This is a genomic window from Streptomyces sp. NPDC002133 (assembly GCF_040296405.1).
Taxonomy (GTDB): domain Bacteria; phylum Actinomycetota; class Actinomycetes; order Streptomycetales; family Streptomycetaceae; genus Streptomyces.
The window spans coordinates 1-26,903 of the sequence record NZ_JBEOXF010000087.1; the positions used below are offsets into that span (position 1 = coordinate 1).

Sequence of the window (26,903 nt, forward strand, 5' to 3'; positions counted from 1 at the left end):
GAGTCACACGAGACAAGCTGCCATCAGCCACACCCGGCCCTCCCGGGCCGCCTAACAACTTACGGAGCTGCCATGGGGCGAGAGATCATGGCCCCATACGCTGGCCGCGAATCGGGCTGGCTGCTCGCCTGCCCGCAATAGCCCAATCTGGGGCCATGATCTTCGAGGCTCGCCCCATGGTGGCTGCGTAAAGCCGCGGAGCCGACCGCCCCAGCCCCGCGCCGGCCGTTCTTCTCTGCGTTGGCTCGCGCCGCGCGCGTCCGGCGGCCGGGCGGAGCGGGGCGGAGACAGGAGCGTCGCCCGGCGCCGAGCCGGGCGCGCGGCGAGCGGAGCGAGCCCTTGACAAGGTCGACCAGGGCGTGCCCGTCCCCACCAAGTCGGCCAAACTCTCCGAGTGGCTGCCGTACTGGCTGGACAACATCATCAAGCCTCGTCGGAAGCGCACCACCTATGCCAAGTACGAGGTGCACGTGCGTCTCTATCTCGTGCCGATGCTCGGTTCCAAGCGGCTGCAGACATTGAGCGTCGCCGACGTCCGGCGCTTCCTCGTCCAGCTGTAGAACAAGACCACCGCGGCCACTGCCAAGGAATCGCACCGCGTCCTGCGGACGGCCCTCACCGCCGCCTGCCGAGAAGAGCTGGTGATGCGTAACGTCGCGACGCTCGTTGAGCCGCCCTCGGTCGACGCGCGCGACCTGTCGCCGTGGTCCTTGGACGAGACGCTCGACTTCCTGAGCGCCGCCCGCAAAGACCCGCTCTACGCGGCTTTCGTCCTCGCCATCGCCCTCGGCTTCCGGCGCGGTGAGATCGTCGGACTCCGCTGGGAGAACCTCGATCTCGACAAGCGGGAGATCCGCGTGCGCACTCAGCGGCAGCGAGTCCGCGGCGAAGCGTACGAGGACGATCCCAAGGGGCGTCGCCGGAAGCAGACCCTGCCTCTCCCCGCGATCTGCATTGCTCCCCTGCGCTGGCAGCGCCTCCGCCAAGCGGCCCTGCGCGAGCGTGCTGGCGCGGTCTGGGAGGAGACGGGCTACGTCTTCACCACACGCACCGGTCGGCCGATCGAGCCGCGGAACCTGTACCGCTCGTTCACCCGCGTCGCCGACTCTGCCGGCCTCCGCGTCATCCGGCTCCACGACGCCCGGCACGGCTGCGCCACCCTTCTCACCGCCGCCGGGGTGGCTCCGCGCGTCGTGATGGAGATCCTTGGGCACAGCCAGATCGCCGTCACGATGAACATCTACACGCACGTCGTCCAGGACACGCAGCGCGAGGCCGTCAGCCACATGGACCGGCTGCTCAGGAGGCGGCCCGGCCGTGAGTGACCAGCGGCGTTGATGTCAGATATCGATGTCAAAGGCCCCCAGTCATGATCGACTGGGGGCCTTTTCGCTGGTGGGCGCGGACGGTTTCGAACCGCCGACATCTGCTTTGTAAGAGCAGCGCTCTACCCCTGAGCTACGCACCCGGAGTGAGGCAACAGCGTACATGGACCACCGGTGGGTGCCGCAAACCAGATCATGTGGGGCCCGGGGTGCCTACCCGGGGGATAGCCCCACCATGGAGTGGGTGGGCGGCCGGATCGTGCGTGGGGGGGCGGGGTTTCTAGGGTGGGGGAAACGTTGCCGTTCAGGGGCTGGGGGAACATTGGGCGCACTGAAGAGCCGGACCCGCCGAATCCGCGGGCGGGTGCTCGGCGCCGCCGGTGGGGCCGTGATCGTCGCGGTCGCCGTCACCGGCTGTGCCGACGCGGATGCGGAGGGAGCCGTGGTCGAGCGGAAGACGTTCGCGTTCAGCGGGGAGACACTGACCATCGAAGCCGAGGACACAGCGATCGAGCTGGTGCCCGCGGATGTGAAGGCCGTCGAGGTGGAGCGACGGGTCGACGGGTGGGTGTTCATGGGCGAGGGGCCCGATCCGGAGTGGACGCTGCGGGACGGGACGCTGACGTTGCGCGTGAAGTGCAGCGCCGTCGCGAGTGACTGCGAGGCGCGGCACTCGGTGCGGGTGCCGCGCGGGGTCGCGGTCGATGTGCGCGACGACAACGGAAGTGTGACCGCGAGCGGGTTCGCCACGGCGCTGACGGTACGGGCGGACAACGGCACGGTGACCGTGCGGGACTCCAGTGGCCCGCTGGACCTCGTCGCCGACAACGGTGAGATCACCGGGAAGCGGGTCGCCTCCAGGACCGTGACCGCCGGGTCGGACAACGGGTCGGTGGAGCTGGACTTCGCCGTCGTACCGGATCTGGTGGACGGCTCCAGTGCGAACGGCGCGATCACCGTCGAGGTGCCGGGCTCGAAGGCGTACAGGGTGACGGCGGTCGCCGAGAACGGCGAGACGTCCGTCGGCGTCACCCAGGACCCGAAGAGCCCGCACATCATCAAGGCGCACAGCGACAACGGAGAGGTTGTCGTACGAGCGAACTAACAGGCCCGTGTGTTCGTCCTTACCGGGTGGGAGAATGAACCGGGCAGGGCGGACACGGCACGGGAGAGGGATGTGACGGCGACACACGCGCGGCCGCACAGAGGAGCGAAAGCGAAGTCAGGTGTCGCGCGGGGGCTGCGAGATCTTGTCGCCATGGTCCTGCTGCCGTTGCCCTTGGTCGCCGCCGCGCTGCCGGGGGCCTTCGCCAGTGGAGGCGGCGGGGGGACGCGGCGCTGGTTCGGCGGCGGGCGCGGGGAGAGCCAGCGGGCCGATGCCCAGGCCGCGAAGGATGCGGCGGCCGCGGCTTTCTACGAGCTCGACACGGCCCAGCGCGATCTGCGGATCTCTGTCGAGACGATCACGGCCGTGGACAGCTCGCCGGGCGCGCGTCGGGCTGTGGACGAGTTCGCCGCGCTGGGCAGGCGCATCGACGAGGTCAGCCACGGCTACATCACGGCGGTCGACGCGCACGACCTCGACCGGGACGGCCTTGACGCGTCGGTTGCGGCGCGGGCGCGCACGGAGCTGACGAAGGCGAAGGACGAGCTCGTACGGGTCAAGGGCGAGCTCGACCGGTTCGCGCAGGGGCTCGGGCCGCTGCTCGAGAAGGCGGAGACCCAGCTGGCCCGGCTCGCGCCCGCGGTCGAGCGCGCACGACAGGCGCTCCTCGCCGCGAGCAATGCGCTCGATTCGGTGCGGGGCTCCGGACTTCGGGCGGACGATCTCGCCGTCCGCCTCGCCGCCCTCGCCCCCGAGCTGACCAAGCTCAACGAAGGCGCCGGCCGGCACGGCGTCGCGGACACGCTGCAGCGTGCCGACCGGGTCGTACGGGAGGCCGAGGCCGTACGGACCGAGGCCGAGCGGCTCCCCGAGCGCGCCGCCGAGATCGACAAGCGGCTCGTTTCGCTGCGCACCCGCGCCCAGGCCCTGACCACCCGTGCGGACGGCGTCGAGCCCGTGCTCAGTGAGCTGCGCCGCCGCTTCACCGCCGCCTGCTGGCAGGATCTGCAGCCCGTCCCCGCTCAGGCCGCCGAGAACGTCCGCCGGGCCGAGGAGAAGCTCAAGGAGGCTGGGAAGGCACGCGACGAGCAGCGCTGGCCGGACGCGACCGCCCTGCTCGGCACGGTCCGGGCACTGCTGAACAGCACCGACGAGGCCGTCTCGACCGCCGGCGACCGGCTGCGCCGTCTCGACGCCGTCGCGAAGGACCCGGAGCAGGAGATCCAGCGCACCCGGTTCGCGATCCGAGACGCCCAGCGGCTTGCCATGGCGGGCCGCAACACTCCGGACCCGCGCCACGCCCGGCCCCTGGACGACTCCGTCGCCCGGCTGGAGCGCGCCATCGCCGGACTCGAGAGCCGCCACCCCGACTACTGGCACTTCCTGACGGAGACGGAAGCGGTGCGGCAGGGCGTGGCGCGCGTCGTCGAGCAGATCCGCGAGGAGCGCGGCGCAGGCGCCTGACGCGCGCGGATCGGCGAGGAGCGCGGCGCAGGCGTCTGACGTGCGCGGATCGGCGAGGAGCGCGGCGCAGGCGTCTGACGTGCGCCGCCGGCCCGGGCGGTCCCCCATTTGTCGGGGCGTCGGCACGGGCGGATGCTGGTGTAGGTACGTACGCCTGTAAGGAGGCCACCGTGGCATCCACTCATGTACCGCGAACCGTGCACCACAAGAGCGGCATCCGCGTCGTGCTGGACGAGCATCTGCCCGTCGATCACCGCCTCAACCAGGTCTACCGCGTCGGCGCCGGGATCATGGGGCTGATCCTGCTGGCCTTCGGGATCCTCGGCCTGACCAACAACCTCGGGTTCTTCGACACCGGCAACAACACCGTCGGCGGCCTCAACACCAACGGCGCGCTGAGCGTGCTGTCGATCTGCGTCGGACTGCTGCTCTTCGTGGGCATGGTCATCGGAGGCAACTTCGCCTCCACGCTGAACATGGTCCTCGGCATCCTCTTCGTCCTCAACGGCTTCATCGGCCTCGGCATGCTGGACACCGAGTACAACTTCCTCAACTTCCGGATCCAGAACGTGCTCTTCAGCTTCGTGGTCGGGGTCATGCTGATGTGGTTCGGGATGTACGGCAGGGTCGGCAGTGCCCTCCCCCACGACAATCCGTACTACCGGGCACGTCATCCCGAGGACACGGTCGGGGCGGAACGTGCACGCCAGGGCTAATCTGTGCGCATGCCCCGATACGAGTACCGCTGCCGTTCCTGCAACGACACCTTCGAGGTGAGCCGGCCCATGGCCGAGTCCTCCGCGCCCACGGCCTGCCCGGCCGGCCACGAGGACACCGTGAAGCTGCTCTCGGCCGTCGCCGTCGGCGGTTCGCGTGCGCAGTCGGCGCCCGCCCCGGCCAGCGGCGGCGGCGGGTGCTGCGGGGGCGGCTGCTGCGGCTAGTCACGGCCAACCGTCGTCGCCGGTCGGCCACCTCCGGTCGGCCATTTCCGACCGCCTGGTTCCGGTCGGCAGCAACCGACCGCCTCCGGTCGGCCATTACCGGTTCCGGTCGGCAGCAACCGACCGCCTCCGGTCGGCCGGTTGCTGCCCGCCCGTTGCTGCCCGCCCGTTCCTGCCCGCCCATTCCGGCCAGCCGGTTCTGCCTAGCTCTTTTCGCGCAGGGTGGGGAGCCCGGCGGCGAGTGCCGCCAGTGAGCGCCCGAGGGTCGGCAGCAGCTGCGGGCAGGCCGCGGCGATGTCCGGTTCCTGGGCGTAGAGCTCCTTCATGACGGCCGGCGGCGTGGAGAGCGGGTAGAGCACCCCGGCGAGCGCGGCGGCCGCCGAGATCAGCTCCGCGCCCTCGCTCTCGTTCAGCTGGGGATGGGCGTCGGCGACCCGCGCACCGAGTCGGCCGACGACGGCGATCACGTCCCGTTTGAACGCACGGGCCGCCTCCAGCGAGACGTTGTGCTCCAGGGTGAGGGCGGTCTGGCTGAGCAGATCGCAGAGGAACGGACGGTCGGCCAGGGTCTCCGCGACAGCTGCGACAACGCCGTCGCCCGCAGCCCCAGCACCCCCCGCACCCTCCGCGCCCCCGGCACCGTCGGCGCCGGCCGTTTCCCCGAGTCGCCGGGTGAGCGCGTGCTCCCAGTCCCTCCATGCCTCCGCCGTGAGCTCCAGAAAGATCTCTTCGCGGGTCCCGAAGTAGCGCACCACATTGGATTTCGCGAGCCCCACGGCGTCGGCGACGCCGCCCAGCGTCACCTTGCGCACCCCCGATTCCATGCCGAGCGTGCGCGCCGCATCGAGAATCGCCTCACGTCGCTGCTGCTTCTGCTCCGGCCGTCGGGCGCGGACAAATCCCACGTGATCCATGACGCTGACAGCATACGAGTGGCCTACGAGCACATAAAAGACCGCCGTCCCCTTATTAAGAGGACGGCGTTCTGTTAGCGTGACTCCTGTGAATGTTCTCCTCTTCGGCGCCTCCGGCATGATCGGCCAGGGCGTGCTGCGCGAATGCCTGCTCGACGACCGTGTCACGTCCGTCGTCGCGGTCGTGCGCCGGCCGCTCGGCTTCACCCACCCCAAGCTCCGCGAGATCGTCCACCAGGACTTCACCGACTTCTCGCCCCTGGCCGGGCAGTTCGAGTCCGTGGACGCGTGCTTCTTCTGCCTGGGGGTCTCCTCGGCGGGCAAGAGCGAGGAGGAGTACCGCAGGATCACGTACGACTACACCCTCGCCGCGGCCCGCGCGCTCCCCGCGAACCCGTCGCTGACCTTCGTCTACGTCTCGGGCGAAGGCACGGACAGCACGGAGAGCGGCCGCTCGATGTGGGCGCGCGTGAAGGGGCGGACGGAGAACGAACTCCTCGCGATGCCGTTCCACGCGTACATGTTCCGGCCCGGCTACATCCAGCCCATGCACGGGGCGACCTCGCGAACCTCCCTGTACCGATGGCTGTACGTCGGGGTCTCCTGGCTCTATCCGCTGCTGCGGCGGGTGTCGCCCGGGCATGTGACGACCACCGAGAACCTGGGCCGCGCGATGCTCGCAGTCGCAGGGCGCGGGGGCGCAGGCGAGCACGTCCTGTACAGCCCGGAGATCAACCGAGCGGCGGGCGAAGGACGCGGCTGAGAAGGACTCGGGGCCCTCGGACGGCACCGTCCGAGGGCCCCACGGGCGGTCCTCAGTCGCCGGAAGGGCGCACGGTCTCCGGGGCCAGGGCGGGCGTCGGGACCGAAACAGTGGGCGTGGCGAGCGGGACCGCAACCGTGAGCTCGGCGACCGGGACCGGGGCCGGGACCGTCGGCGTGGCGACCGGCATCCCACCCGCCACCGTCGCCGCCGTTGCGGCGAAGCGCCGCAGGATCTCCTCGCCCGCCGCGACACCCCGTTCCGGGAGCACGGTGACGTGCGGGGCGGACCAGCCGGTGTCGGCGAGCTCGCCGTGTGAGGGGCGCCAGGCGTGGTCGGCGGTGAGGAGAAGATCGGCGTCGAGGAGGGAGTCCCCGGCGGCCAGGACGAGCTCGGCGCCGGTGCGGCGGACGAGTTCGTGGACCGCGGCGCTCTTGGTGAGGGGCTTCGGAACGGCGTAGATCTTGCGGCCCTGAAGGGAGACCGTCCACCCCTTCGGCTCGGCCCACGCGGACAGCTCCTCCACCCAACCGTCCGGCAGCAGCGAGCGCTCGACGACGACGTAGGCGAAGAGGTCCTCCGCGACCCGCTCCTTGAGCAGCCATGCCGGGTCGGCCACCGCGAGCATCCGGGCGCGGACCTCGGCGAGCGAGGCGCACTCGTCCGCGAGCCGGCCACCGACCACCCGCCGCCAGTCGCGGTCGGACTCGCCGTCGACCAGCAGATGTCCGCCGTTCGCACAGATCGCGAACCGCGGCGGCGGGCCGGGCAGTTGGATCCTGCGGTACTGCTTGCGCGTCCGCGTGGTGGTCGGCACGAAGACGGCGGATCGGGCCAGGTCGTCGAGCAGCCCGGCGGCGGTCTCCGTCATGTAGGACAGCGGCTTGCTCTCGTGCACCTCGATGCAGAGCAGCCGCGGCGCCTGGACGTCGGGCATCTGCAGCTGAAGGGCCGCCGATGAGTAGATGAGCGTACGGTCGAGGTCGCTGGCGACGAGGGCGGTCACTGGGAAGCCACCGCCTTGCCGTCGGCGCCGGTCGCGCCGCGCGTGTACTGGGGATGGATCAGCCCGACGCACGTGTACGGAAGGTCGTCGATCTCCTCGACCGGTACGCCGCGCTGCTCGGCCAGCAGCCGTACGTGGTCGAGGTCGGCGCCCGCGCCCCGCTTGGCCAGGATCTTCCAGGGGACGCGGCGCAGCAGGACCCGGGTGGTCTCGCCGACGCCGGGCTTGACGAGGTTCACGTCGTGGATGCCGTACTCCTCGCTGATCCGCTCCACCGCGGCCCAGCCGGCCCACGTGGGCGCCCGGTCCGCCGACAGAAGCTCCTTGACCTCGGCGTCCACGGCGTCGGCGACCTCGTCGAAGCGGGCGGCGACGGTGTCGAGGAAGTACCCGGAGACATCGGCCCCGGCCAGCTCTCGGTAGTACTTCGCGCCGTGGAAGTCGTGCGGGCCGACCAGGTCGGTGCGCAGCACTGTGCGGGAGATCAGCCCGGAGACCGTGGAGTTGAGGCAGGCGGAGGGGATGAGGAAGTCCTCACGGGTGCCGTACGTGCTGACGCAGCCGCCCGGGTCGGCGAGGACCGCGATCTCGGGGTCGAAGCCGTCGAACTCGCTGAGTGCGGCAGCCAGTTCGCGACTGATGGCGCCCTTGCCGGTCCAGCCGTCGACGAAGACGACATCGGCAGGGTCGTGCTGGGCGGCGAGCCAGCGCAGCGCGTTCTCGTCGATGCCGCGGCCGCGGACGATCGACACGGCGTAGTGCGGGAGGTCCAGGCCGCGGCGGCGCCGGGCCCAGCGCCGCATCAGTACGCCCACGGGAGTGCCTGCGCGGGCCAGCGACACGAGCACGGGGCGCGCGGACCGCTCGGCGAGCACGGTCTCGGTGACGGTCCCGACGGCGCGGGCGATGCGGGCGGCCGAGGTGTCGAGCGCGGCGCGGAACAGCTCCTGGTACTGGGCACTCGGCTGGTACTCGACCGGCAGCGACTCGGCGTAGTGCGCACCACCACTCTGTATGGCCTCCTCGCGCTCCTCCGTGGGCGCTTCGAGCTCGACGTCCGAGAGGTCCTGGAGCAGCCAGCCGACCTCGTCGGGGGCGTAGGAGGAGAAGGCGGGTCCGCGCAGCGGCTCGGGCAACATCGGTTCCCTTTCGGGAGCGGGGGCGTAACTGGGGACGACGGCGAGCACGACGTGCGGTATGTGCTCGGCGAGCCGGGCCAGCAGCCCGTCGGGGGCGTGCAGTGCTTCGGTGTCGGCGGTGGAGTCGACGACGACGACGACCGCCCCGAAGCCGGCGTCGGCCACGTTGTAGGCGTACCGCTCGCCGGGGCCGTCGGCCGGGTCGTCGTGGGCCGGGAAGACCAGTCGGCTGCGTATCGCGTAACCGGGGTCGTCGACGGCGAGGACGGGCGAGCGGGTGGTCGTCGAGTACCGGATCTCGTCCGCAGCCGTTCCGGCCTCCTCCAGCGCCTGCGCGAGCCGCAGCGGTGCGTACATCAGCTCCTCGCAGCCGAGCACGAGCACGCGCCGCGCCGTGCCGCCGAGGGCCTCGGCGAGGCGGGCCGCCATGCCGGGCAGCGCCGCCTCCAGCTCGGCGCGGTGCGCGGGCGTGAAGCCGTGCCGGCCGCCGTCAGGGACGCCGACGGGCCAGCCGAGGCGTACGCGAACGGCGGGTGGCGCCGAGGCAGCGCCCACCGACGGGACGGCATCCGGCGCGGCGGGAGTGAGCGCGAGGGCATCCGGCGCGGCGGGAGTGAGCGCGACATCGTCCGTCGCGCCGGCGTGCGGTTCTCCGCCCGCCGGGACCTGGGCGGTGCCTGCGGCCGCGGCGGCCGGTGGCGTGGCGGGCTCCGCGGCCGAAGCCGCCGCCTCGTGCTCCGCCACCAGCGCCTGCCCCTTCTCCAGCACCCCCTCGGGCAGCCGCACCGTGCCTTCGGCCGTCGCCACCAGGTCGATCCGGGCGCCGATCTCCCGCGCGAAGTCCTCCAGGCGGCGCGTGTCGGCAGCCGAGCGCATGTCGACGAGAGCGACGACCACGTACCGCTCGCGGGGGTAGCGCTCGTGCAGGTCGCGGATGGTGTTCAGCACGGTGTTGCCGGTGGAGAACTCGTCGTCGACCAGGACCAGGGGGCCGGCCCCCGCAAGCAGCTTGGGGTCCTCGGGAAGGAGCAGATGGGAGGTGGCGTGGGAGTGGGACTCCTCGAAGCCGCCCGCCGGTGCGAGACCGGCGACCGGGCGGCGCGTCGAGTGGAGGTAGGGCGCGAGACCGAGTCCGTCGGCGACCGAGTGGCCGAGGCCGGTCGCCGTCTCCGCGTACCCGAGGACCACCGCGCGCGCGGCCTCCTCGTCGCCGAGCAGCTCGCGCACCCGCACTCCGAGCGCGAATCCGTGTCCGTACACGGCAGCCGGGCTCTGCGGCACATGCTTGCCGAGCACGTGCGACACCAGCAGATGCGCACGCTTCGGATTGCGCCGCAGGGCCAGGCCCAGCAGGTCCTTCAGCCCGTCGTCACCGACGAGCTCGACTCCCAGCCGCTGGGCGACCCAGCTACCCGACCACACCACAGGCGTTCCGCTCTCCTTCGTCTTCCTCATCTTCGTCTTCGTTGTCTTCGTCGCGCGAGGCGTCCGGGTCATCAGCCGGCGAGCCCGGCGGTGAGCAGTTCCACGAATCCGACGTCCTCGCGCGCGACGCCGAACACCTCGGCGCGCTGGAGCGTGCGCTCCGCCCAGGCGCGATGCGGCTTCACTTCATTCATTTTGTTCGTGTACGCCGAGCGCATCACTCCCCCGCCTCCCCGGTCCGGGCGAAGGATGTCCTGCGCGTCACTGAACTCCTCGTGACTGACGACCGACAGCGCGTGCACGGGCAGCACATGTGAGGGGTGGATACAGGTCTTGCCGAGCAGACCGTTGGCCCGGTCCATCTCGATCTCCCGCAGCAGCCCGTCCAGGTCGTGCTCGATCAGTGCAGTACGCAGCTTCTCGGCCCGCAGCTCGAGGAACGGGCTGCGCCGCAGCTGGGGCTTGAACATGCGCTCCTGGAGCCGGAAGTACTCCCACACCGGGCCGGTGATGGTGAACCCGGTCCCGTCGGCGCGGCCGAGCACATTGACGACGTCCGCGATGACATTGGCGACGATCTGCACGTCGTAGGCCGTCATGTCGGGCGAGCGGCGCAGTCCGTACGCCGAGCAGAAGTCGGTGACACCGAGTCGCAGCGCGAGCACCCGGTCCCGGTACTCGTCGACGGTGCGTGCGATGCCGGCCAGCGTCTCGGCCCGGGTCTCCAGATGGAGCAGCTCGGGGGACTCGAGCACCGGCATGGCGTACAGCCGGCTGCCGCTCTCGGCCTCGGCCGCGCCGAGAGCCTCCAGGAAGGCCACTCCGCGCTCGTGCGTGAACTTCGGCAGTACGAATCCGGACAGCAGCCGGACCGTTTCGCCGAGGCGCCGCACGAGGTCCGGAATCTGGCCCGCCTCACGGACCCGGATGAAGAGCAGCGGCACCTCGGCGTCGCGCGCGTCGAGGTCCGCGAACTGGCGGACCAGGTTCTCCTCGCCGTCCTGGACCTCGGCGTCGTCGATGGAATCCTCCAGGCACAGCACCATGGAGACCACCCCGCGGGCCGCCTGCTTCAGGACGTCGTCCGCGAGCCGGGGCCGCGTCGCGGGGCTGTAGAGCGTGGCCCCGAGAGCCGCGGAAAGCATGCGCGCAGGAGAGCCGGCATCGAACTCGCACGGCTCCTTGTGGAACAGTTCCTTACGTGCAGTGGCCGGGATATGCCCGAAATGACGCATGTAGATCCCCCGTACTGCCGTCGCGGCCCTGTCATTGAGGTGGCCGGTAATAGTACGTAGGTGCAGGTGTCAAGAGTTCCCCAAGTGCATGAAATCCAGGTAACTCGTCCGGTTCCGGCCCCCGACTCAGGCTGCCCGCGCCCGGGCGGGTGCATGCCGCCCTCCCCCGCGTTGTCCGCACGGGGGCGGGGAAGGCAGGATGACGGGCATGACGCACGCGATGCTGAAGGGCTCCAACGTCCCGCTCGGAGCGACGGCGATACGGGCCGTACTGCGCTGGTCACCCGGTCCGGGAGTACCGGACGTGGACGCCTCCGCCCTGCTGCTCGGCACCGACGGCCGCGTGCGCTCGGACGAGGACTTCGTCTTCTACAACCAGCCCCGCCACCCCTCCGGGCTGGTGCGGCTGCTGCCGAAGAAGCGTGAGGCCGAGGGGCTCACCGACACCGTGCAGGCGGACGTCGGCTCGCTGGATCCGTCGGTCGACCAGGTGGTGCTCGCGGCGTCGTCCGACGGCGGCAGCTTCGCCGAGGTACGGGACCTGCGGATCATGCTGTACGACGCCGGGGCGGCTGACGGCGAGCCGTTGGCGGTGTTCGAGGTACGGGCGGAGACCGGTGAGGAGACCGCGATCATCTGCGGTGAGCTGTACCGGCGCGGGGACGGCTGGAAGTTCCGGGCCGTGGGGCAGGGCTATCCGTCCGGGCTGATCGGCCTGGCCACCGCGTTCGGCATCTCGGTGGACGAGACCGAGCCGGAGGCACGGCAGGAGCCGTCCGTACCGGCACAGCCGCAGCCGCAGGCACAGAACCAGCCCCGGGCTCAGGCCCAGGACCCTTCGCAGCAGGCGCCCGCACCGACGTTCCCCGCGCCGGCGTCGCCCGCGTACGGCTATCCGCAGCAGACCTCGCCCCAGCCCGCACCGCAGCCCGCGTACGGCTACCCTCACCCGGCGTCACCGCAGCCCTCGACGCAGCCCGCGTACGGCTATCCGCAGCCTGCCGCCGCTGCCGCCCCGGCGCCCGACCCGAACTTCCGGCTGCCTCCGATGGGCCCGCAGTTCATCCGCCAGTGACCAGCGGCCGCAGGGCAGGAACGGGGACGCGGCCGGGGACGGGGACGGGGACGCGGCAGGAGACAACGGCGACGCGGCCGGGACCGGGGCCGGGGCCGGCGACAGGGCCGCAGACGACGGGGGCGGCGGCTCAGGCCTTGGTCTTGTAGCCGCGTCCCCACTGCAGTCCCCAGCCGTACAGCCGGTCCAGCTCCGCCTGGAAGCCGTACACGAACTTCACCTCGCGGCGCACGACCAGCTCCCCCTTGACGTTCTCCACGGTGAACACCGCGCACGAGCGTGCCTGCGGGGCGCGCTCGTCCAGCTCGATCTCCACGCGCGGCCCGTTGCTCGGGTAGAGCGTGACCTTCGCGTGCGTGCGGTCGAAGGCAGGCGTCCGGTCGTAGATGTAGACGAAGAACAGCAGCCGCTTGATCGACTCACGGTGGTCGAGATTGACGAAGAGCGTCTCGCCGGAGGGCGCCCCGAAGCGGTCGTCGCCGCTGAGCCTGACATACGGCGGCTCGTTCAGGCTGCCGAAGAAGCTGCCGAGCGGCTGTACCACGCCCTTGCTGCCGTCCATCAGCTCGTAGAGGCAGCCCAGGTCGAGGTCCACGTTGACGACGCCCTGGGTGTGCGCCTGGACGACCTCGGGCTTGAAGAGCTTCGAGGGGTTCCGCAGCAGCCGGCCGCTCTGCTTGGACCGGCCCTCGATGTCGGAGGTCCGCATTCGCCACGACAGATTCACCCGGAGGTTGCCGGTGGCGGCGCCCTGCTTGGTGAGCGACACCTGCGGGTGCCGCTTGGTCAGCTGAATGGAGTTGGTCGAAGCACTCCCCGAGTCGAACTGCGCCGCCGCCCTGCCACGCCACCAACCGTCCCAGAAGGCCATGTCCCACCCCTGACTGTGCCCGGCCGGGTTTCCCCGGCCGGTCCCGTTGCCTCGCACCGACCCGCAGCCTTGCACCCCTGCAGCACTGCAGGGCCCGGAACACCGCGCGGGGCGGCCCGGAGGCCGGTGTGCCTCCTGGCCGCCCCGCTGAGAGCGTTCCTCAAACCCTGCGGCGTCACACTTACTCGGCCACGAGCGCCTTCTCCTCGGCCTCCTCCGCCGCGAGGCGCCTGTTGCGCCTCACGGAGGAGAAGAAGGACGCGGCGATCAGCAGGACGCCGACGAGGCCGGTGATGATCTCGCTGATCTCGTGCTCGATGGTGATGAGCAGGATGACGGCGAGCGCACCGATCGCGTAGTGCGCGCCGTGCTCCAGGTAGACGTAGTCGTCGAGGGTTCCCTGGCGGACCAGGTAGACCGTGAGCGACCGGACGTACATGGCGCCGATGCCGAGGCCGAGGGCCATCCAGAAGATGTGGTTGGTGATCGCGAAGGCACCGATGACGCCGTCGAAGGAGAACGACGCGTCGAGCACCTCCAGGTACAGGAACAGGAAGAACGCCGCCTTGCCGGCGAGGCCGACCACCGAGACCTGCTTGCCCTCGGCCTTGGCCTTCTCCTCCTCCTCGTGCTCGCGCTCCTCCTCTTCCTCCAGCTTGTTCTCGAAGTAGCCGGAGAGGCCGCCCACGATCAGATACGTGATCAGACCGGCGACACCCGCGAGCAGCACGGTGGCGGACTTGTCCGCGTAGCCGGAGCTGGTGTGGGCGTGGGTCGCGAAGGTCATCGCGCTGACCAGCAGGGCGATCAGGGCGATGCAGACCGACAGCATGTCGACCTTGCCGAGCTTGGCGAGCGGGTGCTCGAGCCAGGCGAGCCACTTGATGTCCCGGTCCTCGAAGATGAAGTCGAGGAAGATCATCAGCAGGAACATGCCACCGAAGGCCGCGATGGCCGGGTGGGCGTCGGTGACCAGGGCCTCGTACTGCTGCGGGTTGTCCATCGCCAGTTGGACGGCCTCGATCGGCCCCACCTTGGCGCTGATGGCGACGATGGCGACAGGGAAGACCAGCCGCATACCGAAGACGGCGATGAGGATGCCGACCGTGAGGAAGATCTTCTGCCAGAAGGCATTCATCTTCTTCAGGATTCCGGCGTTGACCACCGCGTTGTCGAACGAGAGCGAGATCTCGAGGATCGACAGGATCAGGACGACGCCGAATGCCTCCCATCCCCACTGCCAGGCGGCGAATGCGAGGCCGAGCGCCGTGATGGCGAACGACCAGCCGAAAGTTCTCAGAACCACTGCCTATCCCATCGATTTGTACGGGACCCCGCTACTCCGGGCCTCCCCCGTGCCGCACCAAGCGGCTTTTTACGAAACGTTGACCCCGAAGTCTAGAGCGATGCCCCGGAGCCCCGACGCGTACCCCTGCCCCACGGCCCGGAACTTCCACTCGCCCCCGTACCGGTACAGCTCGCCGAAGATCATCGCGGTCTCGGTGGACGCGTCCTCGCTCAGGTCGTACCGCGCGAGCTCCTGGCCGTCGGCCTGATTGACGACGCGGATGAACGCGTTGCTGACCTGGCCGAAGGTCTGGCCGCGGTTGTCGGCCTCATGGATCGAGACCGGAAAGATGATCTTGTCGCAGTGCGCCGGCACCGTGGGGAGGTCGACGATCAGCGACTCGTCGTCCCCTTCACCCTCACCCGTGAGGTTGTCACCGGTGTGCGTGACCGAACCGTCCGGACTCGTCAGGTTGTTGTAGAAAATGAACCATTCGTCGCCGAGCACCCGCCCCGACTGGCAGAGCAGCGCGCTGGCGTCGAGGTCGAAGGGTGCCCCGGTGGTGGAGCGCGCGTCCCAGCCGAGCCCGACGAGGACCTGGGTGAGGTTCGGTGCGGCCTTGGAGAGGGAGACATTGCCTCCCTTGGCGAGCGTGACGCCCATGACGGTGAGTCCTCCCCTGTGGATGTACGGAACTGCAGGTGCGTCCGGCGCCGCACGGATGGTGTGCGGCGCCGGCTGCAAACTCCCGGGGACCGACCCCCGGACCCATGCGCTGTGCCGTCCCGGCGGCCCGCCCGGACCCCGGGCCACGGTGACGGCGTGTGCGACTGGCTCAGACGTTGACGCCGAAGTCCTGCGCGATGCCGCGCAGACCCGAGGCGTAGCCCTGTCCGATGGCGCGGAACTTCCACTCCGCCCCGTTGCGGTACAGCTCGCCGAAGACCATGGCGGTCTCGGTCGAGGCGTCCTCGCTCAGGTCGTAGCGGGCGAGTTCCGCGCCGTCCGCCTGGTTCACGACGCGGATGAACGCGTTGCGCACCTGGCCGAAGGACTGCTGACGGGTCTCGGCGTCGTAGATGGAGACCGGGAACACGATCTTCTGGACGTCGGCCGGCACGCCGGCCAGATTGACCTTGATCTGCTCGTCGTCGCCCTCGCCCTCACCGGTGATGTTGTCACCGGTGTGCTCGACCGAGCCGTCGGGGCTCTTGAGGTTGTTGAAGAAGACGAAGTTCCCGTCGATGGCGACCTTGCCCTCGGCGTTCGTCAGCAGGGCGCTGGCGTCGAGGTCGAAGTCGGTACCGGTGGTGGTACGGACGTCCCAGCCCAGACCGACGGTGACCGCGGTCAGGTTGGGGGCGGCCTTGGTCAGCGAGACGTTGCCGCCCTTGCTGAGGCTGACTCCCACGAGTCCTCCCAAGTGGTTTTCAGGGGCAGCGCCCCCGTCGTGGTGCGTTGGCATCGGATGAACGTCTGGATCCTAGTGACGGGTTCCCTGCGGAAACAGACACATCGACCGATGAAGTCAGAGGTTGTCGAGCGCCTTGACGTAGTCGTTGAGGTCCCGGGCGTCCGGCAGGTCGTTGACGACGCTCCAGCGCACCACGCCCTCCTTGTCGATGACGAAGGTGCCGCGCACCGCACAGCCCTTGTCCTCGGCGAAGACGCCGTACGCCCGCGAGACCTCGCCGTGCGGCCAGAAGTCCGACAGCAGGGGGTACTCGAGGCCCTCCTGCTCGGCGAAGATCCGCAGGGTGTGGATGGAGTCGTTGGAGACGGCGAGCAGCTGGGTGTCGTCGTTGACGAACTTCGGCAGCTCGTCACGGAGTGCGCACAGCTCTCCGGTGCACACGCCGGTGAAGGCGAACGGATAGAAGAGCAGCACGACGTTCTTCGCGCCGCGGAACTCGGACAGGGTCACGGCCCGCCCGTGGTTGTCCTTGAGCTCGAAGTCCGGGGCCTTGGTGCCGACCTCGATCGCCATGTGCATTTCATCCCTTCAGGGCTGCGGACCGGTCGGCCCCAGCGTACGCACAGGGCCCCCGCCGACGGTCGTCGGCGGGGGCCCCGGGACAGCTGGTGCTCAGCGCTTGGACTTCGCCGCCTTGGGCGTGACCAGCCTGCTGCCGGTCCAGTCCTTGCCGGCGTTGATGCTCTTGGTCTGCGAGAGGCCCGCGGTCTGGGCGGCCTCGTTGATGTCGCTGGGCTCGACATAGCCGTCACGGCCGGTCTTCGGCGTCATCAGCCAGACCGTGCCGCCGTCATCGACCAGGCCGATGGCGTCCACCAGAACGTCCGTAAGGTCTCCGTCCTCGTCGCGGAACCAGAGCAGGACGACGTCCGCGACGTCGTCGTAGTCCTCGTCGACGATCTCCTGGCCGGTGACGGCCTCGATAGCCTCACGGAGCTCCAGCTCGACGTCGTCGTCATAGCCGATCTCCTGGACCACCTGTCCGGGCTCGAACCCCAGCCTTGCAGCCGGGTTGGTCCGCTCCTCCGCGTGGTCCGCGGTCGCGCTCACGGCTTGCCTCCTGATCTTGTTTCGGAAAATGCTTCAGCCGCGCGCGTACGCGAGGCATTGGCCGTAGTCCACACGGGCGGGACGGATCGCGCAAGTACCCGGCCGCCGAGACCGCCGAAACGGTGACGTTTACGGCCGTCCCGCCCGCAATTCCAGGCAGTTCTGCGTCCGGGACGGCGAATCGCCCCAGCCCCTTCGCCACCTTTGTACGCTTCGGTGGCGCCGGTCCGCCAATCGAGGGCAGTTGGTTACCCATCGGTAGAGATGACGTAATTGCTCCCGGGGTACACGATGGGGAGCGGCGTACACCACCAACCGAAGAGCGAAGGAACAGCGTGGCTTCCGGATCCGATCGCAACCCGATCATCATTGGCGGCCTGCCGAGCCAGGTCCCGGATTTCGATCCGGAGGAAACCCGGGAGTGGCTCGACTCCCTCGACGCCGCCGTCGACGAGCGCGGCCGTGAGCGTGCCCGCTATCTCATGCTGCGCCTGATCGAGCGCGCCCGCGAGAAGCGCGTAGCCGTGCCCGAGATGCGCAGCACGGACTACGTGAACACGATCGCGACCAAGGACGAGCCGTTCTTCCCCGGCAACGAGGAGATCGAGCGCAAGATCCTCAACGCGACCCGCTGGAACGCCGCGGTGATGGTCTCCCGCGCCCAGCGCCCGGGCATCGGCGTCGGCGGCCACATCGCCACCTTCGCCTCCTCCGCGTCGCTGTACGACGTGGGCTTCAACCACTTCTTCCGGGGCAAGGACGAGGGCGACGGCGGAGACCAGATCTTCTTCCAGGGCCACGCGTCGCCCGGCGTCTACGCCCGCGCGTTCATGCTGGACCGACTGAGCGAGGCGCAGCTCGACGCCTTCCGCCAGGAGAAGTCGAAGTACCCGAACGGGCTGTCGTCGTACCCCCACCCGCGGCTGATGCCGAACTTCTGGGAGTTCCCGACCGTGTCGATGGGCCTCGGCCCGATCGGCGCGATCTACCAGGCGCGGATCAACCGCTACATGGAGGCGCGCGGGATCGCCGACACCTCCAAGTCGCACGTGTGGGCGTTCCTCGGCGACGGCGAGATGGACGAGCCCGAGTCGCTCGGCCAGTTGTCCATCGCCGCCCGGGAGGGCCTGGACAATCTGACCTTCGTGGTGAACTGCAATCTGCAGCGCCTCGACGGTCCGGTGCGCGGCAACGGCAAGATCATCCAGGAGCTGGAGTCGATCTTCCGCGGTGCCGGCTGGAACGTCATCAAGCTGATCTGGGACCGCACCTGGGACCCGCTGCTCGCGCAGGACCGCGACGGCATCCTGGTCAACAAGCTGAACACGACGCCGGACGGCCAGTTCCAGACGTACGCCACGGAGACCGGCGCGTACATCCGGCAGCACTTCTTCGGTGACGACCACCGGCTGCGGGCCATGGTCGAGAACATGACCGACGACCAGATCCTGCATCTGGGCCGCGGCGGGCACGACCACCGGAAGATCTTCGCGGCCTACTCGGCGGCCCGCGCCCACAAGGGCCAGCCGACCGTGATCCTCGCGCAGACGGTCAAGGGCTGGACGCTCGGCCCGAACTTCGAGGGCCGCAACGCGACCCACCAGATGAAGAAGCTGACCGTCGACGACCTCAAGGGCTTCCGCGACCGGCTGCACCTCCCGATCAGCGACCAGGAACTGGAGTCCGGCCCGCCGCCGTACTACCACCCGGGCCGCGACTCGGAGGAGCTCCAGTACATGCACGACCGCCGCAAGTCGCTGGGCGGATACGTCCCGACCCGGGTCGTACGGTCGAAGCCGCTGGTCCTGCCGGACGACAAGACGTACGCGGCCGTGAAGAAGGGCTCCGGCCAGCAGTCCATCGCCACCACCATGGCGTTCGTGCGGTTGCTGAAGGACCTCATGCGGGACAAGGAGATCGGCCGGCGCTTCGTGCTGATCGCGCCGGACGAGTACCGCACCTTCGGCATGGACTCGTTCTTCCCGAGCGCGAAGATCTACAACCCGCTGGGCCAGCAGTACGAGTCCGTGGACCGTGAGCTGCTCCTCGCGTACAAGGAGTCCCCGACCGGTCAGATGCTGCACGACGGCATCTCGGAGGCGGGCTGCACGGCGTCGCTGATCGCCGCGGGCTCGGCGTACGCGACGCACGGCGAGCCGCTCATCCCGGTCTACGTCTTCTACTCGATGTTCGGTTTCCAGCGGACCGGCGACCAGTTCTGGCAGATGGCCGACCAGCTCTCCCGCGGATTCGTCCTGGGCGCGACGGCGGGACGCACGACGTTGACCGGTGAGGGTCTGCAGCACGCGGACGGCCATTCCCAGCTGCTGGCCTCCACGAACCCGGGCTGCGTCGCGTACGACCCGGCCTTCGGCTTCGAGATCGCGCACATCGTCAAGGACGGTCTGCGGCGGATGTACGGCTCCGACGGCGAACACCCGCACGGCGAGGACGTCTTCTACTACCTGACCGTCTACAACGAGCCGATCCAGCACCCCGCGGAGCCCTCGCACGTGGACGTGGACGGCATCCTCAAGGGCATCCACCGCTACAAGGCGGGCGAGGAGGGCGGGATCCCGGCGCAGATCATGGCGTCCGGCGTCGCGGTGCCGTGGGCCGTCGAGGCGCAGCGGATCCTCGCCGAGGAGTGGAACGTCCGGGCCGATGTGTGGTCGGCGACGTCCTGGAACGAGCTGCGGCGGGAAGCCGTGGCGGTCGAGGAGCACAATCTGCTCCACCCGGAGGAGGAGCAGCGCGTCCCGTACGTGACGCAGAAGCTCGGCGACGCGGAGGGCCCGTTCGTGGCCGTCTCCGACTGGATGCGGTCGGTGCCGGACCAGATCTCCCGCTGGGTGCCGGGCCGCTACACCTCGCTGGGCGCCGACGGCTTCGGCTTCGCGGACACGCGCGGCGCGGCCCGCCGGTACTTCCACATCGACGCGCAGTCGATCGTGCTGGCGGTGCTCACCGAGCTGGCCAGGGACGGCAGGGTCGACCGCTCGGTGCTGAAGCAGGCGGTGGACCGCTACCAGCTGCTCGACGTCGCGGCGGCAGACCCGGGCGCGGCGGGCGGCGACGCGTAGGGGTTTTCGCGGGGGGACTCCGTCCCCCCCCACCCCCGTGGGACGAAGTGCCCCAGGACCCGTACCGGCAGGTGCGGGTCCTCTCTTTCGGCCCGCATGCCTACGATGCCGGGCATGAAGGAACGAACCGCGCAGATGCGCTGGGAAGCCCGTACCCAGGGGCCGCTGCTGTGGCTCGCCGTCGCGTTCGGCATCGCCTACGCCGTGCCGATCGTGGCGCCGGACGCCCAGCGGTGGGTGCATCAGTACTGCACGGTCGTGGAGTGGGTGGTGTGGGGCGCCTTCGCGTGCGACTACGTCGTGCGGCTGGCGCTGGCGCCGTCCAAGTGGCTGTTCGTCCGCAAGCACCCGCTGGATCTGCTCGCGGTGCTCCTGCCGCTGGTGCAGCCGCTGCGGCTGCTGCGGGTGGTCGCCACACTGCTGCTGGTCGGGCGGCGCGCCGGCATGGCCCCGCAGATCACGCTGACCACATATGTGGCGGGCGCGGTCGTCGGCCTGATGATGTTCGGCTCGCTGGCGGTGCTGCACGTCGAACGGGACGCTCCCGACGGCAACATCAGGACGCTGGGCGACGCCGTGTGGTGGTCGTTCACCACGATGACGACGGTCGGATACGGGGACCACGCCCCGACGACGGGGCTCGGGCGGGTGCTCGCGGTCGGGCTGATGTTGTCCGGTATCGCCCTGCTCGGTGTGGTGACCGCGAACATCGCGGCGTGGTTCATCGCCCGCTTCGAGAGGGACGACGCCGAGGAGCGCCGGCAGACGGCGCTCCTCGAAGCCCTGACCACGGAGGTCAGGGAGCTGCGGGCCGAGCTGGCGCGGCTGTCCGGCAACACCACGCCACCCGTGGCCGCGCTGCCGGCGCAGGGCCCCGGCCCGGATCGGGCTAGTTCTCCCACACCTTGAACGCCCGCACCTTGTACGGGGACTGCGGCACCCAGGTGCCGCTGCCCGGGTACGTCTCGAACTCGCCGGTCTCGGCGCACTCCGCCGACTGGTACGTGGTGACGGGGCGTCCGGTGCGGTTGGCGAGGGACTGGGCCGTGGTGCCTGTGGGGAGCGTTACGCAGGAGTCGATGTCGAGCCCGGACAGCTCATAGGACTGCGCGGCCCCCACAAAGCCGGGCTTCGGCCACAGACACAGCTCCCCGGGACCGCAGGCGCCGAGCACGGGCCGGGGCGTGGCGGTGACCGTCGCGGTGGCATTGGCAGTGGCAGTGGCAGCGGCGGTGGCAGTGGCGGTGGGAGCCAGAAGGGCGGTCGCGGCCAGGGCGGCGGCGAGGACGGTCGTACGCATGACGGATCAACCCCCGTGTCGTTGTGGATCACTTGGCCGCAGCCTGGCCTGCGCCGACACGGTTTCGGAAGAGCCACAGGGGCGGATCACCCTGATAGGCGACAGCCCCGCCGGAACCTCCCCCATGGCCTTCGGCATGGGAGGGGCCCCACGGCGGGGCTGTACTGCATCGGAAGTGGACGTCACACGACGGTGTCAGATGTGGGCCGCGCCCGCACCTGCCTCGGCGTTGGCGCCGCGCTTGGTGAAGAGCGCCACGCCGGCGGCGAGCACCGCGACGATGCCGGCGACCGTGAAGGCCATGTGCATCCCCGACATGAAGGTCTCCTGCGCAACGCCGGTGATCTGTGCCACGACCGGCTGAGGGGTCTCCGGGGTGACCGGGGCGATACCGACCTCGACGGCCTCCTTCGCCATGCCCAGCTGCTCGGGCGTCAGCGGCGGAAGCTTCGCATCCGCCCAGTTTCCGGCGAGGTCCGAGCTGACCTTGGCCGACATGACCGCGCCCAGCACGGCCGTACCGAGGCTGCCGCCGACCTGCATGGCGGCCTGCTGCAGACCACCGGCGACACCGGACAGCTCCAGCGGCGAGTTGCCCACGATGACCTCCGTGGCGCCGACCATGACCGGGGCGAGGCCGAGGCCGAGGAGGGCCAGCCAGACGGACATCGGCAGCGTGCCGGTGTCCGTCGAAAGAGTGGTCATTCCGAACATCGCGACCGCCGTGGACACCATGCCGCCGACCAGCGGGATACGCGGGCCGAACTTGGTGATGAGCGCTCCGGCGAGCGGCGACGAGACGATCATCATCGCCGTGAGCGGCAGCAGATGCAGACCACTGTCGATGGCGCTCATGCCGTGCACGTTCGCCAGGTAGAAGGTGACGAAGAACAGACCGCCCATGAAGGCGAAGGCCATCAGCACCATCAGCACCGTGCCCGCCGAGACCGGGACGGAGCGGAACAGCCGCAGCGGGATGAGCGGCTCCCTGACCTTGGTCTCCCAGACGGCGAACACCACGAACAGGACCAGGGCCCCCACCAGCCACCCCAGTGTGTTCGCCGAGCCCCAGCCCCACTCGCCGGCCTTGATCAACGGCCAGATGAGGGCGAACATCGCGCCGGAGAGCAGCGCGATGCCGGGGATGTCGAACGACTTCGGCGCGTTCTCGGCGCGGTGGTCCTTGAGGATGACCAGACCGAGGACCAGGGCGAGGACTCCGACCGGCACATTGATGAAGAAGACGGACTGCCAGCTGACGTGCTCGACGAGCACACCGCCGAGGATCGGGCCACCGGCCGTCGAGGCACCGATGACCATGCCCCAGATGCCGATCGCCATGTTCAGCTTCTCGGCGGGGAAGGTGGCGCGCAGCAGCCCGAGCGCGGCCGGCATCAGCAGGGCGCCGAAGAGGCCCTGGAGCACCCGGAAGACGATCACGAGCGCGATGGAGTCGGAGAGGCCGATGGCCCCGGAGGCCGCCGCGAAGCCCGCGACGCCGATGAGGAAGGTCTGGCGGTGGCCGAAGCGGTCACCGAGCTTGCCTGCGGTGATCAGCGCGACGGCGAGCGCCAGCAGATAGCCGTTGGTGATCCACTGGACGTCGGCGAGCGAGGCGCCCAGGTCCTTCTGGATCGCCGGGTTGGCAATGGCGACGATCGTGCCGTCCAGCGCGACCATCATCACGCCGATGGCCACTGAGAAGAGCGTCAGCCAGGGGTGGCCGCGAAGCCCCTTGGCCGGCGCCGGTGCGGGAAGACGGTCCGCCGGCGCCTTGTCGACGGTGGTCTGACTAGTCATGCGCTCGACACTAAAGTCAGCGACTGACAGTTGACAAAGCATTTCATGAGTCGGTAACTGTCATGTCGCTCACATGTACGCTGAGCTGGGGGGAAGCGACGAAAAAGACGGCGGAGAGCAGGCCAGACAGGTGACGGGAACCGGTGGGACCGGACTGCGTGAGCTGAAGAAGCAGCGCACCCGCGACGCCCTGCTGCGGGCCGCGCTCGAGCTCTTCACGACGCAGGGGTACGAGCACACGACGGTCGACGAGATCGCCGACGCCGTCGAGGTCTCCCAGCGCACCTTCTTCCGCTACTTCGCCAGCAAGGAAGAAGCGGCCTTCGCCGTCCAGGAACTCGTCGAGTCCCACTTCGTCGCGGAGCTGCGGCAACGGCCCGCCGACGAGGGACCGTTCGACGCGATGCGCAGAGCGGCGCTCACCGCCTGGGACACCATCGGCGAGGTCATCGAAGAGGTCGTCCCGGTAGAGCTCTACATGCGGACGTACCAGATGATCGAGTCGACACCCGCGCTGCTCGCCGTCCATCTGCGCCGCTCCGCCGAACTGGACGAGCAGATCGCCCGGCTGATCGCCGACCGCGAGGGCCTCGACGTGGACGCCGACCCCCGGCCACGGGTCGCCGTGGCCGCATTGGCCGGGGTGATGCGGGTGACGGGCCGGCTCTGGGGGCAGGGCGAGGACGCGAGCATGGACACCATCCGGGAACTGACCGAGAGCTATCTCGACCATCTCGGCCCTGCGCTCGCGACGGACTGGCGCACGCCGAAAGCGGCAGAGGCTGCGGGCCGGGCCGGGGTTGCGGACTCGCACTCGGACTCGGCAGGCTCGGAATCGGAGTCTGCCTCGGACTCGGCAGGCTCGGAATCGGAGTCTGCCTCGGACTCGGCAGGCTCGGAATCGGACTCTGCCTCGGACTCGGCAGGCTCGGAATCGGACTCTGCCTCGGACTCGGCAGGCTCGGAATCGGACTCTGCCTCGGACTCGGCAGGCTCGGGGTCGGCAGCCGGGGCCTCGGGCGCGGACTCAGCAGGCTCGGGCCCGGCGGAGGCTGCGGGAACAGCCGGCGGCGGCGTGGCAGGGGCGAGGGCTTCGGCCGCCCGCTCGGCGGAGCGTACGACCGGCGCGCACGGAAAGTAGCCGCGCGCCCGTCTCCCTCCCTCGAACGCGTGATCTCCCTCACGGTCTTCGCGGCCGCCATCGGGCGCCCCCTACGCTGTCCCCTCAGTGACTGCTTTCGACTCCTCCCCCACCCTCTACGTGTGGCGCGCCCTCCTCGCTCTCGCCGTCGTGTTCGTGCTGCTCGCGACCACCGGCTGGACCGCCGTACGACATCAGCGCAGTCCCGGCGAGCCCAGGCAGGCCGCACTCGCCGCGTGGGAGAAGGACCGGATCGGCGCGCGGGCACTGCCCGATCCGGAGTCGCCGCCCACGCTGCTGGCCCGATTCTTCGCCTCCATCGGCGCGAGAAGCGCGGCCGGGCTGGCGGAGCGCCACCCTCTCGTCGTGGGCAACCTCAACGGCGCCCCGGTCACCCTGCGCTACCGCGCCAACCGGACCGCCCTCACCCAGGCGCGCCAGGTGGAGGCGTGGCGGATGGGCGACACCCGGCTCTCCGAGGACGGCAGGCGCGAGGCGGGCCGCCGGATGCACCGGTTCGAGTCGCTGCTGCGCCCCGGCCGGCAGATCCTCGCCTTCGACCCGACCGGCAAGGGCCGGGCCGCCGAGGTGCTCGGTGATCTCGACCGCGCCCAGCGTGTGTCGGTGATCGTGCCCGGGGTCGACACCACTCTCCTGACCTTCGAGCGGACCGAGCGCAAGTTCACGGCTCCTGCGGGGATGGCCGAGTCGCTGTACGCGGCCGAGCGGGCCGCGGCGCCTCGTACCCGCACCGCCGTCATCGCCTGGGCCGACTACACCTCGCCTGCCGGAGTGGGCCTCGACGCCTCGACCGGCAGGCTCGCCACGAGCGGGGCCGAGCGGCTGGTGGACATGACCGGCGCGCTGCCGGGCGCCGCCCGGGTGTCGCTCTTCTGCCACAGCTACGGCTCGGTGGTGTGCGGGGTCGCCGCCCGCGAACTGCCCGACCGGGTCGGCGACCTGGCCGTCGCCGGCAGCCCCGGCATGCGGGTGGAGAGCGCGGCGCAGCTGAGGACGGACGCCCGGGTCTGGGCGATGCGGGACGGCGACGACTGGATCCAGGACGTCCCGTACCTGGAGGTCGGTGGACTCGGCCACGGCGCCGATCCGATGACCCCCGCCTTCGGCGCGCGGGTGCTCTCGGCGGCCGGAGCGGTCGGCCACACCGGCTATTTCGAGCCGGGCACGGAGAGCCTCCGGAACTTCGCCGAGATAGGCGTCGGTTCGTACCGCACGGTGACCTGTGCGGACGGGAACGGCGCGTGCCACACCGGAATTGACGGTACGGAAGCGGCCTCAGCCGCCTGACGCGCGTAGGCCCGGTCGACGTCGCGGTCGCGGGGTGTGTGCGGCGCGCGGCGTCGGGGACACCTCCGGCAGGCGACGCGCGGGCGCACGCCGCTTACGATGAGGCGCATGGGTGATGTTCTGGCCGGAATTCATGCCACCTGGGAGTTCGAACCAGACTGCGTAATCATCCGCTTCACACGGGGGACCCGCGGCACGCCGAAGCTGTTCCAGGCGCTGGGCGAACGGCGCATTCCCCTCGAAGCGCTGGAGTCGGTGGCCCTCTCCCCGGGCAAACGCAGCACGGTCGTGCTGCACGCGGTGCCGAGACCGGGCGCCGATCCGCTGATGGACGCGGCCGCGGGCCAGCTGAAGGAGGGCTGCGACCCGTACCGGCTCGTGCTGCCCGCGGAACGCGAGACGCTCGCGGAGTACTACGCGGACGAGCTGCGCGCGGCCCTGCCCGTCGAGGACGGAGGTCCCGTGATGTCGTACCTCGTCCCGTCGGTCGCGGCGCCTCTGCAGTTCAAGGCGTACGACGGAAAAGCGACGTTCGACGGGGGCAAGGTGTCGTTCCGCTGGTTCTGGACGGGCGCCTCCTCCGCGAAGTGGAAGGCGGGCGACCAGACCTTCGCGGTCTCCGACCTGGTCGGCGTCGAGTGGCGCTCCCCCGATGTCCTCGACGGCTATCTGCGTCTGCTGCCCCGTACCGGATCGTCCCGTGCACAGGCCGACCAGGACCCGGCCGCGGTCGTCTTCGGCCTCGGTTACGGCCCCGTGCACGAGTCCCTCCCCTTCGCTGCGGCGGTCCTGGAAGCGATCCGCGGCACCTCCCCGGCCCTGGCCCCGGCCCCGTCCTCGGCGGAGATGCCGGCGAGGGGCCCGAGCGATCCGGCGGCGGTCGCGGAGCGAATACGGCACCTCGGGGAGCTGCACAGTGCGGGGCTGGTGACGGACGAGGAGTTCCGCGCGAAGAAGGCGGAGCTGCTGGCGGAGCTGTAGGGGGCGCGGGGCGCGCCCGGGCCCCGCGGGCCCCGAGGGCCCCGAGGGCCCCGAGGGCGCGCACCGGCGCCGCAGCCCGCTCCCGAACCGCGGTCCACGTCTGCCGTCGGTGCCACACGTCTCCAAGGTGCCGAACTGCTCGGCGATCACCAGGGGCGCATGGTTGGGCAGCATCACGCCGCCGGAGCCGAGCCGGATACGTTCGGTGTGGGCGG

The 26,903-nt window shown here is 70.2% G+C and carries 22 protein-coding genes, 1 tRNA gene and 3 pseudogenes; 12 read left to right on the forward strand and 14 right to left on the reverse strand.

From position 1 onward, the window contains the following. Window positions 1-338 precede the first annotated feature (338 nt). Window positions 339-1,325, forward strand: a pseudogene (locus ABT078_RS39475) (site-specific integrase); the annotation flags it as partial. A gap of 68 nt (window positions 1,326-1,393) precedes the next feature. Here ABT078_RS39475 and ABT078_RS39480 read toward each other — a convergent pair. Further along, window positions 1,394-1,468, reverse strand: a tRNA-Val gene (locus ABT078_RS39480). A 179-nt stretch (window positions 1,469-1,647) separates the two neighbouring features. On the opposite strand from ABT078_RS39480, the gene ABT078_RS39485 reads away from it, so the two are divergent. The 4 genes from ABT078_RS39485 (at window position 1,648) to ABT078_RS39500 (ending at window position 4,835) form a co-directional block, all read left to right on the forward strand. Beyond that, on the forward strand, window positions 1,648-2,430 hold the full coding sequence (locus ABT078_RS39485) for a DUF4097 family beta strand repeat-containing protein (RefSeq protein ID WP_351236763.1): 783 nt from the start codon (window positions 1,648-1,650) through the stop codon (window positions 2,428-2,430). A 72-nt stretch (window positions 2,431-2,502) separates the two neighbouring features. Further along, window positions 2,503-3,894 (forward strand): hypothetical protein, encoded by a 1,392-nt coding sequence (locus ABT078_RS39490; protein ID WP_351236765.1) that lies wholly within the window; start codon window positions 2,503-2,505, stop codon window positions 3,892-3,894. Between the two features lie 170 nt (window positions 3,895-4,064). Then, window positions 4,065-4,610, forward strand: a complete 546-nt coding sequence (locus tag ABT078_RS39495) for a DUF4383 domain-containing protein (protein WP_351236767.1) — start codon at window positions 4,065-4,067, stop codon at window positions 4,608-4,610. Between the two features lie 9 nt (window positions 4,611-4,619). Beyond that, window positions 4,620-4,835 carry an FmdB family zinc ribbon protein gene (locus ABT078_RS39500; protein ID WP_351236769.1) on the forward strand — a complete coding sequence of 72 codons (216 nt, stop codon included), beginning with the start codon at window positions 4,620-4,622 and terminating at the stop codon, window positions 4,833-4,835. Between the two features lie 203 nt (window positions 4,836-5,038). Here the strand turns inward: ABT078_RS39500 and ABT078_RS39505 are convergent, their stop codons facing one another. Beyond that, window positions 5,039-5,749, reverse strand: a complete 711-nt coding sequence (locus tag ABT078_RS39505) for a TetR/AcrR family transcriptional regulator (protein WP_351236771.1) — start codon at window positions 5,747-5,749, stop codon at window positions 5,039-5,041. 88 nt (window positions 5,750-5,837) lie between these two features. On the opposite strand from ABT078_RS39505, the gene ABT078_RS39510 reads away from it, so the two are divergent. Further along, window positions 5,838-6,512, forward strand: a complete 675-nt coding sequence (locus tag ABT078_RS39510; protein WP_351236773.1) for an NAD(P)H-binding protein — start codon at window positions 5,838-5,840, stop codon at window positions 6,510-6,512. Between the two features lie 52 nt (window positions 6,513-6,564). Here ABT078_RS39510 and ABT078_RS39515 read toward each other — a convergent pair whose 3' ends face one another. The 3 genes from ABT078_RS39515 to ABT078_RS39525 are packed head-to-tail and all read right to left on the reverse strand — an operon-like array spanning window position 6,565 to window position 11,317. After that, a complete protein-coding gene (locus ABT078_RS39515; protein ID WP_351236775.1) occupies window positions 6,565-7,518 on the reverse strand; it encodes an HAD family hydrolase in 954 nt (317 codons plus the stop codon). Further along, entirely contained in the window at window positions 7,515-10,112 is a 2,598-nt protein-coding gene (locus ABT078_RS39520) for a phosphoribosyltransferase (protein WP_351236777.1), read from the reverse strand. The genes ABT078_RS39515 and ABT078_RS39520 overlap by 4 nt, the downstream gene beginning before the upstream one ends. A 41-nt stretch (window positions 10,113-10,153) precedes the next feature. After that, window positions 10,154-11,317 carry an HpcH/HpaI aldolase/citrate lyase family protein gene (locus tag ABT078_RS39525; protein WP_351236779.1) on the reverse strand — a complete coding sequence of 388 codons (1,164 nt, stop codon included), beginning with the start codon at window positions 11,315-11,317 and terminating at the stop codon, window positions 10,154-10,156. 208 nt (window positions 11,318-11,525) lie between these two features. On the opposite strand from ABT078_RS39525, the gene ABT078_RS39530 reads away from it, so the two are divergent. After that, a complete protein-coding gene (locus ABT078_RS39530; RefSeq protein WP_351236782.1) occupies window positions 11,526-12,392 on the forward strand; it encodes a TerD family protein in 867 nt (288 codons plus the stop codon). Window positions 12,393-12,522: 130 nt separating this feature from the next. On the opposite strand, the gene ABT078_RS39535 is transcribed toward ABT078_RS39530, so the two are convergent. The 6 genes from ABT078_RS39535 to ABT078_RS39560 form a co-directional block, all read right to left on the reverse strand. Then, entirely contained in the window at window positions 12,523-13,263 is a 741-nt protein-coding gene (locus ABT078_RS39535) for a TerD family protein (protein ID WP_351236784.1), read from the reverse strand. Between the two features lie 181 nt (window positions 13,264-13,444). After that, window positions 13,445-14,569: a DUF475 domain-containing protein gene (locus tag ABT078_RS39540; protein ID WP_351236786.1), complete on the reverse strand. Its 1,125-nt coding sequence runs from the start codon at window positions 14,567-14,569 to the stop codon at window positions 13,445-13,447. Window positions 14,570-14,638: 69 nt separating this feature from the next. Then, window positions 14,639-15,214 (reverse strand): TerD family protein, encoded by a 576-nt coding sequence (locus tag ABT078_RS39545; protein WP_351236788.1) that lies wholly within the window; start codon window positions 15,212-15,214, stop codon window positions 14,639-14,641. 172 nt (window positions 15,215-15,386) lie between these two features. Next, complete coding sequence (locus tag ABT078_RS39550) at window positions 15,387-15,962, reverse strand: TerD family protein (protein ID WP_351236790.1); 576 nt, start codon at window positions 15,960-15,962, stop codon at window positions 15,387-15,389. 117 nt (window positions 15,963-16,079) lie between these two features. After that, a complete protein-coding gene (locus ABT078_RS39555) occupies window positions 16,080-16,538 on the reverse strand; it encodes a peroxiredoxin (protein ID WP_351236792.1) in 459 nt (152 codons plus the stop codon). A 99-nt stretch (window positions 16,539-16,637) separates the two neighbouring features. Next, window positions 16,638-17,075 (reverse strand): DUF3052 domain-containing protein, encoded by a 438-nt coding sequence (locus ABT078_RS39560; protein ID WP_351236794.1) that lies wholly within the window; start codon window positions 17,073-17,075, stop codon window positions 16,638-16,640. A 335-nt stretch (window positions 17,076-17,410) separates the two neighbouring features. Between ABT078_RS39560 and aceE the strand changes: the two genes are divergently transcribed. Beyond that, a complete protein-coding gene (aceE, locus tag ABT078_RS39565) occupies window positions 17,411-20,158 on the forward strand; it encodes a pyruvate dehydrogenase (acetyl-transferring), homodimeric type (protein ID WP_351236796.1) in 2,748 nt (915 codons plus the stop codon). Between the two features lie 105 nt (window positions 20,159-20,263). Continuing rightward, entirely contained in the window at window positions 20,264-21,067 is an 804-nt protein-coding gene (locus ABT078_RS39570; protein ID WP_351236806.1) for a potassium channel family protein, read from the forward strand. On the opposite strand, the gene ABT078_RS39575 is transcribed toward ABT078_RS39570, so the two are convergent. Then, entirely contained in the window at window positions 21,048-21,458 is a 411-nt protein-coding gene (locus ABT078_RS39575) for a peptidase inhibitor family I36 protein (RefSeq protein WP_351236798.1), read from the reverse strand. The genes ABT078_RS39570 and ABT078_RS39575 overlap by 20 nt on opposite strands. Window positions 21,459-21,653: 195 nt before the next feature. Then, window positions 21,654-23,258, reverse strand: a complete 1,605-nt coding sequence (locus ABT078_RS39580; RefSeq protein ID WP_351236800.1) for an MFS transporter — start codon at window positions 23,256-23,258, stop codon at window positions 21,654-21,656. 130 nt (window positions 23,259-23,388) lie between these two features. Between ABT078_RS39580 and ABT078_RS39585 the strand changes: the two are divergent. The 3 genes and pseudogenes from ABT078_RS39585 to ABT078_RS39595 all read left to right on the forward strand — a co-directional run. Continuing rightward, window positions 23,389-24,021 (forward strand): annotated as a pseudogene (locus ABT078_RS39585) (TetR/AcrR family transcriptional regulator); the annotation flags it as partial. A 465-nt stretch (window positions 24,022-24,486) separates the two neighbouring features. Further along, entirely contained in the window at window positions 24,487-25,707 is a 1,221-nt protein-coding gene (locus ABT078_RS39590) for an alpha/beta hydrolase (protein ID WP_351236802.1), read from the forward strand. Window positions 25,708-25,815: 108 nt separating this feature from the next. Continuing rightward, a complete protein-coding gene (locus tag ABT078_RS39595; protein ID WP_351236804.1) occupies window positions 25,816-26,688 on the forward strand; it encodes a DUF4429 domain-containing protein in 873 nt (290 codons plus the stop codon). 116 nt (window positions 26,689-26,804) lie between these two features. Here the strand turns inward: ABT078_RS39595 and ABT078_RS39600 are convergent. Further along, window positions 26,805-26,903: pseudogene (locus tag ABT078_RS39600) on the reverse strand (LLM class flavin-dependent oxidoreductase); the annotation flags it as partial.

Coding starts and splice junctions, on each gene's coding strand:
- ABT078_RS39555 (WP_351236792.1), bottom strand. CDS start 16,538: ATGGCGATCGAGGTCGGCACCAAGGCCCCGGACTTCGAGCTCAAGGAC.
- ABT078_RS39595 (WP_351236804.1), top strand. CDS start 25,816: ATGGGTGATGTTCTGGCCGGAATTCATGCCACCTGGGAGTTCGAACCA.
- ABT078_RS39570 (WP_351236806.1), top strand. CDS start 20,264: ATGCCGGGCATGAAGGAACGAACCGCGCAGATGCGCTGGGAAGCCCGT.
- ABT078_RS39525 (WP_351236779.1), bottom strand. CDS start 11,317: ATGCGTCATTTCGGGCATATCCCGGCCACTGCACGTAAGGAACTGTTC.
- ABT078_RS39580 (WP_351236800.1), bottom strand. CDS start 23,258: ATGACTAGTCAGACCACCGTCGACAAGGCGCCGGCGGACCGTCTTCCC.
- ABT078_RS39520 (WP_351236777.1), bottom strand. CDS start 10,112: ATGAGGAAGACGAAGGAGAGCGGAACGCCTGTGGTGTGGTCGGGTAGC.
- ABT078_RS39545 (WP_351236788.1), bottom strand. CDS start 15,214: ATGGGCGTCACGCTCGCCAAGGGAGGCAATGTCTCCCTCTCCAAGGCC.
- ABT078_RS39535 (WP_351236784.1), bottom strand. CDS start 13,263: ATGGCCTTCTGGGACGGTTGGTGGCGTGGCAGGGCGGCGGCGCAGTTC.
- ABT078_RS39575 (WP_351236798.1), bottom strand. CDS start 21,458: ATGCGTACGACCGTCCTCGCCGCCGCCCTGGCCGCGACCGCCCTTCTG.
- ABT078_RS39530 (WP_351236782.1), top strand. CDS start 11,526: ATGACGCACGCGATGCTGAAGGGCTCCAACGTCCCGCTCGGAGCGACG.
- ABT078_RS39505 (WP_351236771.1), bottom strand. CDS start 5,749: ATGGATCACGTGGGATTTGTCCGCGCCCGACGGCCGGAGCAGAAGCAG.
- ABT078_RS39500 (WP_351236769.1), top strand. CDS start 4,620: ATGCCCCGATACGAGTACCGCTGCCGTTCCTGCAACGACACCTTCGAG.